The 14,204-nt window shown below is 61.7% G+C and carries 12 protein-coding genes; 4 read left to right on the top strand and 8 right to left on the bottom strand.

Going from position 1 to position 14,204, the window contains the following annotated elements; genetic code table 11:
- Nucleotides 1-49: 49 nt before the first annotated feature.
- Nucleotides 50-1,246, bottom strand: coding sequence for a methionine gamma-lyase (locus ACQZ2L_RS19790; protein ID WP_430327487.1), 1,197 nt, complete (start codon nt 1,244-1,246; stop codon nt 50-52).
- Between the two features lie 127 nt (nt 1,247-1,373).
- Here ACQZ2L_RS19790 and ACQZ2L_RS19795 point away from each other — a divergent pair, with 127 nt between their 5' ends.
- The gene (locus ACQZ2L_RS19795) at nt 1,374-1,853 is read left to right on the top strand and encodes an Lrp/AsnC family transcriptional regulator (protein ID WP_430327488.1); all 480 of its coding nucleotides are present in this window, start codon (nt 1,374-1,376) and stop codon (nt 1,851-1,853) included.
- Nucleotides 1,854-1,943: 90 nt separating this feature from the next.
- On the opposite strand, the gene cysN is transcribed toward ACQZ2L_RS19795, so the two are convergent.
- The 3 genes from cysN to ACQZ2L_RS19810 all read right to left on the bottom strand — a co-directional run bounded on the left by cysN (nt 1,944) and on the right by ACQZ2L_RS19810 (nt 5,852).
- On the bottom strand, nt 1,944-3,845 hold the full coding sequence (cysN, locus tag ACQZ2L_RS19800) for a sulfate adenylyltransferase subunit CysN (RefSeq protein WP_430327489.1): 1,902 nt from the start codon (nt 3,843-3,845) through the stop codon (nt 1,944-1,946).
- Between the two features lie 16 nt (nt 3,846-3,861).
- Nucleotides 3,862-4,779, bottom strand: coding sequence for a sulfate adenylyltransferase subunit CysD (cysD, locus tag ACQZ2L_RS19805; RefSeq protein WP_103438493.1), 918 nt, complete (start codon nt 4,777-4,779; stop codon nt 3,862-3,864).
- A gap of 314 nt (nt 4,780-5,093) precedes the next feature.
- A complete protein-coding gene (locus ACQZ2L_RS19810) occupies nt 5,094-5,852 on the bottom strand; it encodes a Nif3-like dinuclear metal center hexameric protein (RefSeq protein ID WP_430327490.1) in 759 nt (252 codons plus the stop codon).
- A gap of 223 nt (nt 5,853-6,075) precedes the next feature.
- On the opposite strand from ACQZ2L_RS19810, the gene algW reads away from it, so the two are divergent.
- Complete coding sequence (algW, locus tag ACQZ2L_RS19815; RefSeq protein ID WP_430327491.1) at nt 6,076-7,236, top strand: Do family serine endopeptidase AlgW; 1,161 nt, start codon at nt 6,076-6,078, stop codon at nt 7,234-7,236.
- A 149-nt stretch (nt 7,237-7,385) separates the two neighbouring features.
- Here algW and ACQZ2L_RS19820 read toward each other — a convergent pair whose 3' ends face one another.
- From ACQZ2L_RS19820 to ACQZ2L_RS19835, 4 genes are all read right to left on the bottom strand, one after another.
- The gene (locus ACQZ2L_RS19820) at nt 7,386-8,150 is read right to left on the bottom strand and encodes an amino acid ABC transporter ATP-binding protein (RefSeq protein ID WP_103438495.1); all 765 of its coding nucleotides are present in this window, start codon (nt 8,148-8,150) and stop codon (nt 7,386-7,388) included.
- A gap of 10 nt (nt 8,151-8,160) precedes the next feature.
- Nucleotides 8,161-9,258, bottom strand: coding sequence for an amino acid ABC transporter permease (locus tag ACQZ2L_RS19825; protein WP_430327492.1), 1,098 nt, complete (start codon nt 9,256-9,258; stop codon nt 8,161-8,163).
- A 9-nt stretch (nt 9,259-9,267) separates the two neighbouring features.
- Nucleotides 9,268-10,446 carry an amino acid ABC transporter permease gene (locus tag ACQZ2L_RS19830; RefSeq protein ID WP_430327493.1) on the bottom strand — a complete coding sequence of 393 codons (1,179 nt, stop codon included), beginning with the start codon at nt 10,444-10,446 and terminating at the stop codon, nt 9,268-9,270.
- 66 nt (nt 10,447-10,512) lie between these two features.
- Nucleotides 10,513-11,541, bottom strand: a complete 1,029-nt coding sequence (locus ACQZ2L_RS19835; protein WP_430327494.1) for an amino acid ABC transporter substrate-binding protein — start codon at nt 11,539-11,541, stop codon at nt 10,513-10,515.
- A 336-nt stretch (nt 11,542-11,877) separates the two neighbouring features.
- On the opposite strand from ACQZ2L_RS19835, the gene ACQZ2L_RS19840 reads away from it, so the two are divergent.
- A complete protein-coding gene (locus tag ACQZ2L_RS19840) occupies nt 11,878-12,534 on the top strand; it encodes an alpha/beta hydrolase (protein WP_430327495.1) in 657 nt (218 codons plus the stop codon).
- 101 nt (nt 12,535-12,635) lie between these two features.
- A complete protein-coding gene (gene rhlB, locus ACQZ2L_RS19845) occupies nt 12,636-14,081 on the top strand; it encodes an ATP-dependent RNA helicase RhlB (RefSeq protein WP_430327496.1) in 1,446 nt (481 codons plus the stop codon).
- Nucleotides 14,082-14,204 lie beyond the last annotated feature (123 nt).

Genomic DNA, 14,204 nt, shown 5'->3' on the forward strand with positions numbered 1-14,204 from the left:
GGGCCGCAAAGCGGCCCCTTTTCAATTTATGAGCGAAGCCTGAACCCGCTCAAACGCTGGCGTGCAATGCCTGCTCGATATCGGCCAACAAATCCTCGATATCCTCGAGCCCCACCGACAACCGCACCAACCCCTCGCCTATGCCGTGGTGCGCACGCTCTTCAGGGGTGTAGCTGGAGTGGGTCATGCTCGCTGGATGCTGGGCCAGTGACTCGGCATCACCCAGGCTGACCGCACGGCTGAACAAATGCAGGGCATTCATGAAGCGCCGACCAGCTGCGATCCCCCCCTTGAGCTCGAAGGCGATCATGCCGCCGGGCAAGCGCATCTGCCGCTGCGCCAGCGCGTACTGCGCGAAGCTCGGCAGGCCGGGATAATGCAGCAACTCGACCTGCTGCTGGCCCTGCAGAAACGCAGCCACCTGCGCCGCGTTGGCACAATGCCGATCCATGCGCAGGCCGAGCGTCTTGAGCCCGCGCATCAGCAGTGAGGCATCGTGCGGCGACAGCACCGCGCCAGTCATGTCTTTCAGACCTTGCACACGAACGCGGTCTATCAACGCCTTGCGCCCAGCCACCAGCCCGGCAGTGATGTCGCCATGGCCACTCAGGTACTTGGTTGCCGAGTGCACCACCAGGTCCGCGCCTAGCTCCAGTGGCCGCTGCAGATAAGGCGTGCAGAAGGTGTTGTCGACCACCACATGAATATCTCGACCGCGCACAGCTTGCGCTACGGCGGCAATATCGACCAGTTCCAGAGTGGGGTTGGCGGGTGACTCGAAATAGATCATGCGGGTCTTGTCGTTGATCGCAGCGGTTAGCGCCTGCACGTCGTTGAGGTCGACGTGCCGGATCGTGACGCCGAATTCGCCGATACCGTGATGCAGAAAGGCAAAGGTGCAACCATAGAGCGTCTGGCCGACAATCAGCTCATCGCCAGGGCGCAGCAAGGTCCACAGGGTGGCGGTGATTGCGCCCATCCCTGAGGCAAGCGCCAGCCCTGCCTCAGCGCCTTCCAGTGAGGCGATGCGCTGTTCCAGCAAGTCGAGGGTCGGGTTGGAAATACGGCTGTAGAAATGCCCCGGCTGCTCCCCGGCAAAGCACGCTGCGCCATATTCGACGGTGGGGAAGGCATAGGTAGCCGTCTGGTAAATCGGCGGCACCAGCGCCCCGCCATGGGCGAGCGGATCGTAGCCGTGGTGAATGGCTCGGGTGGAGAATCCGGATTGGCGCTTGGCAACGTCCATGGCTACAGCCTCCTGTGGTTTGTTATAAGCTTATGCCAACGAACCACCAGGATTTTTCCAAAGTCGCCCAGTAGAACCGGCGTCTGCGGGCATAAAAACAACAATTACTTATCTGGAAGGGCAAGCCATGCCTACGACCCTTGACCGCACCGATCGCGCCCTGCTCGGCGCCTTGCAGGACAACGCTCGCCTGACCGTTTCCGAACTCGCCGACAAGGTTTCACTGACCACCTCGCCGTGCTGGCGGCGGGTCAAGCTGCTCGAAGACAACGGCTACATTACTGGCTATCAGGCCGTGCTCTCGCCAAAGGCTTTGGGCTTTGGCGTGACGGCGTTTGTCAGCATCATGATGGATTCGCATACCAAAGAGATGGCCTTGGCGTTCGAGCGGCGATTGCTGGAAATCCCCGAGATCGTGGCCTGCCATAACGTGTCCGGGCGCTATGATTTCTTGCTGGAGATTCTGGCGCGAGATCTGGAGTCGTTTGGCGAATTCACTCGCGAAGTATTGCAGCGGTTGCCTGGGGTGAAGGAGATCTATTCGAGTTTTTCGTACAAGGCAGTGAAGGAGCAGCGGGTGGTTCCGGTGTCCGAGAAGCATATTTGAGGACCCCACTGCAGCCGTTGCCGCTCTTCAGGCACACGCAACAAACAAAAAACCCCGCCGAAGCGGGGTTTTTCATTACATCAACGGGCCTTAGATAGCACCACGCTGACGCAACACTTCCAGCACCTGCTTGACGCCGTCTTCGACACTGCTGCTCTGGGTATCGATCACCAGATCAGCATCCAGCGGCACATCGAACGGGAAGCTTTCGCCCGGGATGTTATCGCCAGCAGCGGCGTACAGGCCTTGCGGATCACGCTCGCGGCACGCCAGTGGCGAGGCCTGCACGTACACCGTGATCAAGCGATCCTTGCCGATCAGGGCCTTGGCCTGTTCGCGGCCTTCGGCATCCGGTGCGACGAACGCGGCCAGGGTCAACATGCCGGCTTCGTTGAACTGACGCGCGACATGCGCGGCGCGGCGCCAGTTCTCGGTGCGCCCGGCGCGGTCCTGTGGCAAGCCCTTGTTCAGGTCATGGCGCAGGTTCTGGCCATCGAGCACGTAGACCGCACGGCCCATGTCGAACAGCTTGCGCTCCACCGCGTAGGCCAAGGTGCTCTTGCCAGCACCGGACAGGCCGCTGAACAGTACGGTGGCTGGCTGCTGACCAAAGCGCAGGGCGCGCTCTTCGGTGGTGACGTGAGCCTGCTTGCCATGCTGACCAGTGCTGCCGTGCGGCAGTACCGGCGGTGCGATGATCATGCCGGCGCCAACGGTGCCGTTGGTCAGGCGATCGATGATGATGAACGCACCGGTGGTGCGGTTGCTGTCGTAGCCGTCCAGCGCGATGGCGGAGTCGAGGCTGACCTTGACCCGGCCGATCTCGTTCAACTGCAGCGAACTGGCCGCGCCTTTTTCGAGGGTGTTCACATCGACCTTGTGGGTGATGCTGGCAATCGAACCCGGCACGTAGCTGGTGGCGCGCTTGATGTCGTACTTCTTGCCCGGCAGCATTGGCTCTTCGGCCATCCACACGAGCATGGCGTCGAACTGGTCGGTTACCGGCGGAACGTTGTCGGCATGCACCAGCAGGTCGCCACGGGAGATGTCGATCTCGTCTTCCATGGTCAGGGTCACGGCCTGGCCTGGGCCGGCGTGCTCCAGCTCACCTTCATAGGTGACGATGGATTTGACCCGGCTGCTCTTGCCCGACGGCAGCACGACGATCTCGTCGCCCTTGTGCACCACGCCGCTGGCGAGGGTGCCGGCAAAGCCGCGGAAGTTCAGGTTGGGCCGGTTGACGTACTGCACCGGGAAACGCAGGTCGGTGAAGTTGCGGTCGGCAGCGACTTCGACGGTCTCGAGGATTTCCATCAAGGTCTGACCGCTGTACCACGGCGAACGCTCGCTGCGGTTGACCACGTTGTCGCCCTTGAGCGCAGACATCGGCACGAAATGCAGGCTGCTCGGGGTCAGGTCGATGGCCTGGGCAAACTGCAGGTAATCAGCCTTGATCGACTCGAACAGCTGCTCGTCAAAGCCTTTGAGGTCCATTTTGTTGACCGCAACGACGATGTGCTTGATGCCCAGCAGCGAGGCGATGTAGCTGTGCCGGCGGGTCTGGGTCTGCACGCCGTAGCGGGCATCGACGAGGATGATCGCCAGATCGCAGGTCGACGCACCGGTGGCCATGTTGCGGGTGTACTGCTCGTGGCCCGGGGTGTCGGCAATGATGAACTTGCGCTTGGCGGTGGAGAAGTAGCGGTAGGCGACATCGATGGTGATGCCCTGCTCGCGCTCGGCCTGGAGGCCATCGACCAGCAATGCCAGGTCGACTTCTTCGCCCGTGGTGCCGGACTTTTTCGAGTCGCGGGTAATGGCCTCGAGGTGGTCCTCGTAGATCATTTTCGAGTCGTGCAGCAGGCGCCCGATCAGGGTGCTCTTGCCGTCATCGACGTTGCCGCAGGTAAGGAACCGCAGCAGTTCTTTGCGCTCGTGCTGAGCCAGATAAGCGACGATGTCTTCGCTGATCAAATCGGATTGATGCGACATGGAGTAACCCTGAAAATTAGAAGTAGCCCTGGCGTTTTTTGTCTTCCATGGAGCCTGCGCCATCGTGGTCGATGACCCGGCCCTGACGCTCGGACGTGCGCGTCAGGAGCATCTCCTGGATGATGTCGGTCAGGCTGTCGGCCTCCGACTCCACCGCGCCCGTCAACGGGTAGCAGCCAAGGGTACGGAAACGCACCTTCTTCTTGACGATGCGGGCTTTCTCTTCCTCGGAGAGGTGCTCGAGAATGCGCTCGTCGTCGATCATGATCAGGGTGCCGTTCTTCTCGATGACTTCCCGCTCGGCGGCGAAGTACAGCGGCACGATCGGGATGCCTTCAAGGTAGATGTACTGCCAGATGTCCAGCTCGGTCCAGTTCGACAGCGGGAAGACGCGGATCGACTCGCCTTTGTTGACCTTGCCGTTGTAGACGTTCCACAGCTCAGGGCGCTGGTTCTTCGGGTCCCAGCGGTGCTTGCTGTCGCGGAACGAGTAGACCCGTTCCTTGGCCCGGGATTTCTCCTCGTCGCGGCGCGCACCACCGAAGGCGGCATCGAAGCCGTACTTGTCCAGTGCCTGCTTGAGGCCCTGGGTCTTCATGATGTCGGTGTGCTTGGAGCTGCCATGGGTGAATGGGTTGATGCCCTGCGCTACCCCTTCCGGGTTGACGTGGGTGATCAACTCCAGGCCCATTTCCTCGACCATCTTGTCGCGGAAGCTGTACATCTCCTGGAATTTCCACTGGGTATCGACGTGCATCACCGGAAACGGCAGCTTGCCCGGGAAGAAGGCCTTGCGCGCCAGGTGCAGCATCACGGCAGAGTCTTTACCGATCGAATAGAGCATCACCGGGTTGTCGAACTCGGCGGCCACCTCGCGGATGATGTGGATGCTTTCCGCCTCCAGCTGTTTCAAGTGCGTCAGTTTGTCGACCATGGCTACTCACGTAAAACGATCTTATGAACGGCCAGCGGGCCGTGTTCGAGCGGGCCACTTTAGCACAGCGACTGCTTCTATTTAGATGGGTAGCTAGATCGAAACGGTCTAACCATATGACTGTGGGTTTGGGGGGTGATCTGCGTTAGGTGCGGTTATTGCTGGGGGCGCTTCGCACCCCTTTCGCGACGCAAGGCCGCTCCTACAGGGGACCGCGTAACGCCAAGACGACGCGGTCGGCGTAGGAGCGGCCTCGTGTCGCGAAAGGGGTGCGAAGCGCCCCCGACAAACTCAAGCCAGCAGCAATCAGCTGCTCAAATCGGATTCAGGCAGTCGATGAACAAGTGTTCGACAGCAAAGCGCCGAGCCAGGTAGTCACCCAGTGCCAGCACGCCATAGCGCTCGGTAGCGTGGTGGCCGGCAGCGATGAAGCTGATGCCGTTTTCGCGGGCGCTGTGAAAGGTCTGCTCAGAGGCCTCGCCACTGATGAACAGGTCGACGCCCTGGGCAATCGCCGTGTCGATGTAGCCCTGGCCGCCGCCAGTGCACCAGCCGATCCGCCGCACCAGTTGCTCGCCTTCGATCAGCAGCGGCTCGCGACCCAGCACCTCTTGCACGCGGCGGGCAAAATCACGCGCCGAGACTGGCTCGTCGAGCGAGCCGAGCATGCCCACCACCTTCGGATTGTTCGGGTCCAGCGGGCCTTCGACGGTGATGCCCAACTGATGCGCCAGTTGCACGTTGTTGCCAACTTCGGGGTGCACATCCAGCGGCAGGTGGAACGCCAGCAGGCTGATGTCATGCTTGAGCAACGTCTTCAGGCGGCGTTGCTTGATGCCGGTGATGCACGGGTCTTCGCCTTTCCAGAAGTAACCATGGTGCACCAGCACCAGGTCAGCCTCGGCTTCTACTGCCGCATCGAGCAACGCCTGGCTTGCGGTAACGCCGCTGACGATGCGGCTGACCTGGGGCCGGCCTTCGACTTGCAGGCCATTGGGGCAATAATCCTGGATCCGCGCGCTGTTCAGATAGCGTTCGGCTTCGGTGACCAGCGTGGTGAGGGCGACGGCCATGAAAAATCTCCTCGCAGGGGCATGTTGGCAGGGCGCAAGGCCCTATAATGGCGGCCATTATGAGCTGTCGTCGGCGCTGCGGATACCGCTGCCAGGCGCCCGCCAAACGCACGCCGACGATGCGCCGCAGTGGCCGTCGCCGCGCGCCGTGTTCAGGTGTATCATCGCGCGCGCCTCCCCGGGCCGCTCTGCGACGGCCCTGCCCTACTCCAGGATTGATTCGATGCTCAAGGTTCTGCGTTACTTTGGCTGGCCACTGCTTACCGGCATATTGATCGCCATGCTGGTCATCCAGCGCTTTCCGGAGTGGGTCGGCCTGCCCAGCCAGGACGTCAACCTGCAGCAGGCGCCGCAGACCACGCGGATCATGCAGGGCCCGGTGTCGTACGCCGACGCCGTCACCCTGGCGGCGCCAGCGGTGGTCAACCTGTACACCACCAAAGTGGTCAACAAGAGCGCCCACCCGCTGTTCGAAGACCCGCAGTTCCGCCGCTTCTTCGGTGACAACCTGCCCAAGCAACGGCGCTGGGAGTCGAGCCTGGGTTCGGCGGTGATCATGAGCCCGGAAGGCTACCTGCTGACCAACAACCACGTCACCAGTGGCGCCGACCAGATCGTGGTCGCCCTCAAGGACGGTCGCGAGACCTTGGCCCGGGTGATCGGCAGCGACCCGGAAACCGACCTGGCGGTGCTCAAGATTGACCTCAAGAACCTGCCGGCGATTACCATCGGCCGCTCCGACACTATCCATATCGGCGACGTCTCACTGGCCATCGGCAACCCGTTCGGGGTTGGCCAGACGGTGACCATGGGCATCATCAGCGCCACCGGGCGTAACCAGCTGGGCCTGAACAACTACGAAGACTTCATCCAGACCGACGCGGCGATCAACCCCGGCAACTCCGGGGGTGCGCTGGTCGACGCCAATGGCAACCTGGTCGGTATCAACACAGCGATCTTCTCCAAGTCCGGCGGCTCGCAGGGTATCGGCTTCGCAATCCCGGTAAAACTGGCGCTGGAGGTGATGAAGTCGATCATCGAGCACGGCCAGGTGATTCGCGGCTGGCTGGGGATCGAGGTGCAGCCACTGAGCCAGGAATTGGCCGAATCGTTTGGCCTAGAAGGCAAGCCAGGGATCGTCGTAGCGGGGATCTTCCGCGATGGCCCGGCGCAGCGCGCAGGCTTGCAGTTGGGTGATGTGATCCTGAGCATCAACGGCGAGCCGGCGGGCGATGGGCGCAAGTCGATGAACCAGGTGGCGCGGATCAAGCCGACCGACAAGGTGGCGATCGAGGTGATGCGCAATGGCAAGCAGCTCAAGCTGATTGCCGAAGTGGGCCTGCGCCCACCGCCGGCGCCGGTAGCGCCCGCCGAAGATAAGTAAACAGATGGGGCTGCTTTGCAGCCCTTCGCGGCGGTCCGGCGTCCCGGTGAACCCGCTCCCACACCTGACCCCAGCGCTATACCTGTGGGAGCGGGCTTGCCGGGACGCCGGACCGCCGCGAAGGGCCGCAATCGCGGCCCCTTTTTGTATCAGTGCAATATCTGGCTGAGGAACAACTTGGTCCGGTCGCTCTGCGGCCGGTCGAAGAAGTCATCCGGCGCCGCTTGCTCGACGATCTCGCCCTTGTCCATGAAGATCACCCGGTTGGCCACGGTGCGGGCAAAGCCCATCTCGTGGGTCACGCAGAGCATGGTCATGCCGTCTTCGGCCAGGCCCACCATGGTGTCGAGCACCTCCTTGACCATCTCCGGGTCGAGCGCCGAGGTCGGCTCATCGAACAGCATGATCTTCGGTTTCATGCACAACGCCCGGGCAATCGCTACTCGCTGCTGCTGCCCACCGGACAACTGCCCAGGGAACTTGTGCGCCTGCTCCGGGATGCGCACGCGCTCCAGATAATGCATGGCGATTTCCTCGGCCTTGCGCTTGGGCATCTTGCGCACCCACATCGGCGCCAGGGTGCAGTTCTCGAGAATGGTCAGGTGCGGGAACAGGTTGAAGTGTTGAAACACCATGCCGACTTCGCGGCGGATCGCTTCGATCTGCTTGAGGTCGTTGGTCAGCTCGACGCCGTCAACGACGATGCGCCCTTGCTGATGTTCTTCAAGCCGGTTGAGGCAACGGATGGTGGTCGACTTGCCCGAGCCGGACGGCCCGCACAAGACGATGCGCTCGCCCTGACGCACGTTCAGGTTGATGTCCTTGAGCACATGGAACTGGCCGTACCACTTGTTCACGCCCTGCATCTGGATGATGCCTTCGGGGCCGGCAGGCTGCTTGATCGCTTCACTCATTTTGAAACTCCTAACGCTTGTGGCCAGTGTCCAGCTTGCGCTCCAGGTGCATGGAGTAGCGGGACATACCGAAACAGAAAATCCAGTAAACCAGGGCGGCAAACACATAGCCCTCGGTCGCCATACCCAACCAGGCCGGGTCTGCCGTGGCTTGGCGCACACTGTTGAGCAGGTCGAACAAGCCGATGATGATCACCAGGCTTGTGTCCTTGAACAGGGCAATGAAGGTGTTGACGATGCCCGGGATGACCAGCTTCAAGGCCTGCGGCAGGATCACCAGGCCCATCGCCCGCCAGTAACCCAGGCCCATCGCCGACGCAGCTTCGTACTGGCCTTTGGGGATGGCTTGCAGGCCGCCGCGCACCACTTCGGCGATATACGCCGACTCGAACAGGATGACGAAGATCATCGCCCGCAGCAGCTTGTCAAAGCTCATGCCCTCAGGCATGAACAGCGGCAACATCACCGAGGACATGAACAGCACGGTGATCAGCGGAATACCGCGCCAGAACTCGATGAAGGTCACCGACACCGACTTGATCACCGGCATCCGCGAGCGCCGCCCCAGTGCCAGCAGAATCCCCAACGGCAATGCCGCGGCGATACCGACAGTGGCAATCACCAGGGTCAGCATCAGCCCGCCCCACTGCGAGGTCGGTACCTGGCTCAGGCCAAAGGCACCGCCGTGCAGCAGAAAGTACGCAACGGTCGGGTAGACCAGCAGGTAGCCAATGCCGTAGGCCACCTTGCGCGGGAAGCGGCGGATGAACAGCGGCGCCGCACCGATCACGCCCAACCACACGGTCAGGTCGACGCGCCAGCGCAGGTCGCTCGGGTAATAGCCATACATGAACTGGCCAAAGCGCTGCTGGACGAACACCCAGCAGGCGCCTTCTTTGGTGCAGTCGGCGCGGGTAGTGCCGGTCCAGTTGGCGTCGATGAACGCCCACTGCAGCAGCGGCGGCACGGCCAGCCAGACCAGGTAGATGGCAAAGAACGTCAGCAGCGTGTTGACCCAACTGGAGAACAGGTTGGCGCGCATCCAGGCCACCACACCAACGGTTTTCACCGGTGGTGGCATATCAGGTTTGAAAACATGGGCGTTCATGCGCGACTCCTACCGCTCGATCAGCGCAATGCGCTTGTTGTACCAGTTCATCAGCAACGAGATGCTGATGCTGATCGTCAGATAAACCGCCATGGTGATCGCCATGACCTCGACCGATTGGCCGGTCTGGTTGAGCACGGTGCCGGCAAACAGCGAGACCAGTTCCGGGTAGCCGATAACCGCTGCCAGCGAGGAGTTCTTGGTCAGGTTGAGGTACTGGCTGGTCAACGGCGGAATGATCACCCGCAGCGCCTGGGGAATGATCACCTTGCGCAGCGTCGGCCCTTCACGCAGCCCCAGCGAACGGGCGGCTTCGGTCTGGCCGTGGCTGACCGAGCGGATGCCGGCACGCACGATTTCGGCGATGAAGGCTGCGGTGTAGATCGACAGCGCCAGGGTCAGCGCCATGAACTCGGGGATCAGCACCCAGCCACCGGCAAAGTTGAAGCCTTTGAGCTGCGGCACTTCCCACTGCAGCGGGTTGCCGAACAGCAGCACGCACATGGCCGGGATGCCGACCATCAGCGCCAGGCCCACCCAGAACTTGTGGAACGGTTGCCCGGTTAGCTCGAAGCGCTTGTTGGCCTGACGCACCATCAGCACCACCGCGACGATGGCGACCGCCAGCGACACCACAAACGGCCAGAAGCCATCGGCCATCGACGCGCCCGGCATGTTCACGCCGCGGCTACTGATAAAGAACAGGTCATCGATGTTGATGCTGCCGCGCGGCCCCGGCAGCGCGGTGAATACCGCGAAGTACCAGAACAGGATCTGCAGCAGTGGCGGAATGTTGCGGAACGTCTCGACGTAGACCGTCGCCAGCTTGTAGACCACCCAGTTGGAGGACAGTCGCGCGACCCCCACGGTGAAGCCAATCAGGGTCGCCAGGACGATACCGATGACACTCGCCAGCAAGGTGTTGAGCAGGCCGACCAGCAGCACCCGCGAGTAGGTGTCCGCTTCGGTGTAGTCGATCAGGTGCTGGGCAATGCCGAAGCCGGCACTGCGCTCGAGAAAGTCGAAGCCCGAGGTAATGCCTCGGTGCTGCATGTTGGTTTGGGTGTTGTGGATCAGGTACCAGCCCAGCCCCACCACACAGACCACCGTGATGATCTGGAACAGCCACGCGCGCACACGTGGATCACTAAGGGAAAAGCCCTTGGGTGCGCCGATTTGATTTTGCATGAAGTGCCCCGGAAAAAAGGGATCAGAACAGCCTGCGGCGGCAGGATGCCGCCGCAGGTGCAGCCATCAGCGCACCGGTGGTGCGTACTGGATGCCGCCGTTGTTCCACAGGGCATTCAGGCCACGATCGATCTGCAGCGGGGTGCTCTTGCCAAGGTTCTTCTCGAACACTTCGCCGTAGTTACCCACTTGTTTGACGATCTGTACCACCCAGTCCTTGGGCAACTTGAGGTCTTTGCCGTACTCGCCATCAGCGCCGAGCAGGCGGGCGTTGTCCGGGTTCTTGCCGGATTTGGCTTCAGCCTCGACATTTTTCGAGGTGAGGCCGGCTTCTTCGGCATTGAGCATGGCGAACAGGGTCCACTTGACGATGCTGAACCACTCTTCATCACCCTTACGTACGACAGGGCCCAGGGGCTCCTTGGAGATGGTTTCCGGGAGTACCACGTACTCGGTCGGTGCCGCCAGCTTGGAGCGCTGTGCGTAGAGCTGCGACTTGTCCGAGGTGAGCACGTCGCAACGGCCCGATTCCAGCGACTTGGCGCTCTCGTCGGAGGTGTCGAAGGTGATCGGGGTGTACTTCAGGCCGTTGGCGCGGAAGTAGTCGGAGACGTTCAGTTCGGTAGTGGTGCCTGCCTGGATGCAGACGGTCGCGCCGTCGAGCTCCTTGGCGCTGGAAACACCCAGCTTCTTGTTGACCAGGAAGCCGATGCCGTCGTAGTAGGTCACGCCAGCGAAGACCAGGCCCATGCCAGCATCACGCGAGCTGGTCCAGGTGGTGTTGCGCGAGAGTACATCGACTTCGCCGGACTGCAGCGCAGTGAAGCGCTCCTTGGCGTTGAGCTGGCTGAACTTGACCTTGGTGGCATCGCCGAACACTGCAGCGGCTACCGCACGGCACACATCGGCATCGATACCGACAATGTTGCCCTTGGCGTCAGGTACCGAGAAACCCGGCAGGCCATCGCTCACGCCACACTGGACGAAGCCCTTTTTCTTTACCGCATCCAGCGTAGCGCCGGCCTGGGCAAAACTGGTTGCACCCAGCGCGGCGGCAGCGGTCAGGACTGTCAGCGTGGTTTTCAACATCTTCATCTACAACCTCCAAATCGCTCTTGTTGTGTCGAGCCGGAATTGCACCGCACCCTTATGAGGCGCATCCGACCCCTGTTGGCTTGTTTTTGGGTCACGTGGTGCAATGAGCTGTTCTGTGACAGCCTTTGATCCAAACGAGGGGTGTTACCGTCGCCGGTCAATCCCTTCGCATCGGTAGATCCATAGCAAGGCGCGTACCACAGTTGCCGGCTTAAGCGATTAAGCGGTCGTCAAGTAGTAAAAGTTGTACAGTTGCGACATCTTGTTAAGGCATTCACTACCCCTGCCTTTTTTTAATGCACTCAATACGTACACGCGCACAAATTCGGAGCAGTTATGACCAACCCGTTGATTATCGAACCGCAAACCACCGCTGATGCCTGTGTGATCTGGTTGCACGGCCTGGGTGCCGACCGTTACGACTTCCTACCGGTGGCCGAATTTCTTCAGGAGCGTTTGCTCAGCACGCGCTTCGTCATGCCGCAGGCGCCGACCCGCCCGGTCACCATCAATGGCGGCTACGCCATGCCCAGCTGGTACGACATCAAGGCCATGACCCCGGCACGCGCCATCGATGAAGCGCAGCTGGACGAGTCAGCCGAGCAGATCATCCAGCTGATCAAGGCCGAGCAGGCCAAAGGCATCAGCCTGGCGCGGATCATCCTCGCCGGATTTTCCCAGGGTGGCGCGGTGGTGCTGCACACTGCCTATATAAAGTGGCAGGAAGCGCTCGGCGGGGTCATTGCCCTGTCGACTTACGCGCCGACCTTCAGCGCCGAGCACCAACTCAGTGCTTGCCAGGAGCGCACTCCTGCACTGTGCCTGCACGGCATCCATGACCCGGTGGTGATCCCGTCGATGGGCCGCACCGCCTTCGAGTACCTGAGCCAATGGAACGTCGCCGCACGCTGGCTGGAATACCCGATGGAGCATGAAGTGGCCGTGGCCGAGCTTGCCGATATCCACGACTGGCTCAGCGAACGGCTGCGCTGAACCCGGCCGGCAGGCAGCTGCCGGTGCATTCCCCTACGCCGCGCCCGGATCTTGCATTACACTGGCCGGCGTATATTCCTTAATCAAATAATGAGATGACCGTGCTGAAGGCACTGAAAAACATATTCGGCAAGGGAGACGCCGCACCGCAAACGGCTGCTCCCCAAGCCACTGAAGTAGCACCCGCACCTGCGGTTCCACCGCCTGCTACCGAGGTTCAGCCTCAACCCGAGCCTGCCGTTGCTGCCGCGCCGGTTGTATCGCCGCGCAGCGAAAAGCCTGCGCAAGCCAAGCCTCGCCGCGAACGCAAGCCTAAGCCACAGGCCAGCCTGTGGAAGCCGGAAGACTTCGTCGTCGAAGCTCAGGAAGGCAAGACCCGCTTCCACGACTTCAAGCTCAGCAACGAGCTGATGCATGCCATTCAAGACCTCGGCTTCCCGTACTGCACACCGATCCAGGCTCAGGTGCTGGGTTATACCCTGCGCGGTCAGGACGCCATCGGCCGGGCCCAGACCGGTACCGGCAAGACCGCCGCGTTTCTGATTTCGATCATTTCCCAGCTGCAGCAGACCCCGCCGCCGAAAGAGCGCTACATGGGCGAGCCGCGCGCACTGATCATCGCGCCGACCCGCGAGCTGGTGGTGCAGATCGCCAAGGATGCCGCCGACCTGACCAAGTACAGCGGCCTTAACGTCATGACCTTTGTTGGCGGCATGGACTTCGACAAGCAGCTCAAAGCGCTTGAAGCCCGCCACTGCGACATTCTGGTGGCCACTCCAGGCCGCCTGCTGGACTTCCACCAGCGCGGCGAAGTGCACCTGGACATGGTCGAAGTGATGGTGCTCGATGAAGCCGACCGCATGCTCGACATGGGCTTCATCCCTCAGGTTCGGCAGATCATCCGCCAGACTCCACCGAAGAGCGAACGGCAGACGCTGCTGTTCTCGGCGACCTTCACCGATGACGTGATGAACCTGGCCAAGCAGTGGACGACCAACCCGGCGATCGTTGAGATCGAGCCGGAAAACGTCGCCAGCGACACCGTCGAGCAGCACGTCTACGCCGTTGCCGGCAGCGACAAGTACAAGCTGCTGTACAACCTGATCACCCAGCAAAAGTGGGAACGGGTGATGGTCTTTGCCAACCGCAAGGACGAAGTGCGGCGTATCGAAGAGCGCCTGGTGCGCGACGGCATCAACGCCGCTCAGCTGTCCGGCGATGTGCCGCAGCACAAGCGTATTCGCACGCTGGAGAATTTCCGCGAAGGGCGCGTTACCGTACTGGTCGCCACCGACGTTGCCGGGCGCGGGATTCACATCGATGGCATCAGCCATGTGATCAACTTCACCCTGCCGGAAGACCCGGACGACTACGTGCATCGCATTGGCCGTACCGGTCGCGCTGGCGCCGCTGGCATCTCGATCAGCTTTGCGGGTGAAGACGACTCGTACCAGTTGCCGGGCATCGAAGCCCTGCTGGGGCGCAAGATCAAATGCGAAATGCCGCCTGACGAGCTGCTCCAGGCGGTGCCGCGCAAAGCGCACTGAGTGAGGCCGATAGGGCCTCTCGATAATTCGAGATCGCCGGGGCCGCTGCGCGCCCCTTTCGCGACACAAGGCCGCTCCTACGCCAACCGCGCACGAGCGGCAGCCGCGTGTAATCGAGATCGG

The organism is Pseudomonas shirazensis, assembly GCF_050496565.1.
GTDB lineage: Bacteria > Pseudomonadota > Gammaproteobacteria > Pseudomonadales > Pseudomonadaceae > Aquipseudomonas > Aquipseudomonas shirazensis_A.

What these genes read in the sequence shown, in the direction of transcription:
- ACQZ2L_RS19810 (WP_430327490.1), bottom strand. Translation starts at nt 5,852, where the DNA reads ATGGCCGTCGCCCTCACCACGCTGGTCACCGAAGCCGAACGCTATCTG.
- ACQZ2L_RS19790 (WP_430327487.1), bottom strand. Translation starts at nt 1,246, where the DNA reads ATGGACGTTGCCAAGCGCCAATCCGGATTCTCCACCCGAGCCATTCAC.
- cysD (WP_103438493.1), bottom strand. Translation starts at nt 4,779, where the DNA reads ATGGTCGACAAACTGACGCACTTGAAACAGCTGGAGGCGGAAAGCATC.
- ACQZ2L_RS19830 (WP_430327493.1), bottom strand. Translation starts at nt 10,446, where the DNA reads ATGCAAAATCAAATCGGCGCACCCAAGGGCTTTTCCCTTAGTGATCCA.
- ACQZ2L_RS19835 (WP_430327494.1), bottom strand. Translation starts at nt 11,541, where the DNA reads ATGAAGATGTTGAAAACCACGCTGACAGTCCTGACCGCTGCCGCCGCG.
- algW (WP_430327491.1), top strand. Translation starts at nt 6,076, where the DNA reads ATGCTCAAGGTTCTGCGTTACTTTGGCTGGCCACTGCTTACCGGCATA.
- ACQZ2L_RS19795 (WP_430327488.1), top strand. Translation starts at nt 1,374, where the DNA reads ATGCCTACGACCCTTGACCGCACCGATCGCGCCCTGCTCGGCGCCTTG.
- ACQZ2L_RS19840 (WP_430327495.1), top strand. Translation starts at nt 11,878, where the DNA reads ATGACCAACCCGTTGATTATCGAACCGCAAACCACCGCTGATGCCTGT.
- cysN (WP_430327489.1), bottom strand. Translation starts at nt 3,845, where the DNA reads ATGTCGCATCAATCCGATTTGATCAGCGAAGACATCGTCGCTTATCTG.
- ACQZ2L_RS19825 (WP_430327492.1), bottom strand. Translation starts at nt 9,258, where the DNA reads ATGAACGCCCATGTTTTCAAACCTGATATGCCACCACCGGTGAAAACC.
- ACQZ2L_RS19820 (WP_103438495.1), bottom strand. Translation starts at nt 8,150, where the DNA reads ATGAGTGAAGCGATCAAGCAGCCTGCCGGCCCCGAAGGCATCATCCAG.